Origin of the sequence: Mesorhizobium sp. M8A.F.Ca.ET.207.01.1.1 (assembly GCF_004794715.1) — a bacterium.
Classification (GTDB): Bacteria; Pseudomonadota; Alphaproteobacteria; order Rhizobiales; family Rhizobiaceae; genus Mesorhizobium.
This window is the reverse complement of sequence record NZ_SRUS01000598.1, coordinates 1-279: the sequence shown is the minus strand read 5'-3', so window position 1 is coordinate 279 and position 279 is coordinate 1. Positions and strand designations below refer to the sequence as shown.

The 279-nt window shown below is 69.5% G+C and carries 1 protein-coding gene; it reads left to right on the top strand.

All coding sequences use genetic code 11. The features are described from left to right. Positions 1 to 279 (top strand): biotin/lipoyl-binding protein (locus tag EN850_RS36000; RefSeq protein WP_136093102.1); only part of this gene is annotated, 279 nt, incomplete at both ends.

Genomic DNA, 279 nt, shown 5'->3' with positions numbered 1-279 from the left:
CGGCGCGGTCATCGCCCCCGGCACGCTCGTCGTCGACTCCCACGTCAAGAATGTGCAGCATTCGACCGGCGGCATCGTTGCCGAGATCGATGCCCGCGACGGCGACCTCGTGAAAGCCGGCGACCTGCTGCTGCGTCTCGACCGCACCGTGCCGGCTGCCAATCTCGCGGTGGTGAGCAAGGCGCTCGACCAGCTCACGGCTCGCAAGGCGAGGCTCGACGCCGAGCGTCGGGGCGCCGACAGCATCACTTTTCCCGCGGAGGTCCTCGCTCGTTCGGC